Source organism: Pseudomonas putida (assembly GCF_028682475.1).
GTDB classification, from domain to species: Bacteria; Pseudomonadota; Gammaproteobacteria; order Pseudomonadales; family Pseudomonadaceae; genus Aquipseudomonas; species Aquipseudomonas putida_AG.
The window spans coordinates 1-280 of record NZ_JANHLE010000142.1 but is presented as its reverse complement, the minus strand read 5'-3'; the positions used below and the strand labels follow the sequence as shown (position 1 = coordinate 280).

The 280-nt window shown below is 68.2% G+C and carries 1 protein-coding gene; it reads right to left on the bottom strand.

The features are described 5' to 3' along the window. Positions 1-280, bottom strand: a 280-nt coding sequence (locus NPS47_RS25550; RefSeq protein WP_274297461.1) for an AMP-binding protein, incomplete at both ends; no start/stop codon positions are given.

Sequence of the window (280 nt, the reverse complement as noted above, 5' to 3'; positions counted from 1 at the left end):
ACGCACCCACGGATGCTCCAGCAAGCGCGCCTCGATCTCGCCCAGTTCAATCCGCAAGCCGCGCAGTTTCACCTGATGGTCCAGGCGCCCTGCATATTCGATCACCCCGTCCGGCCGGTAACGCGCCAGGTCACCGGTGCGATACATCCGCTCACCCGCCACGAACGGGCTGGCGACAAAACGCTCGGCCGTCAGCCCGGGACGACGGTGGTAGCCGCGGGCAAGCCCGGTACCGCACAGGTACAGCTCGCCCAGCACCCCGGCCGGCACCGGCTGCAAA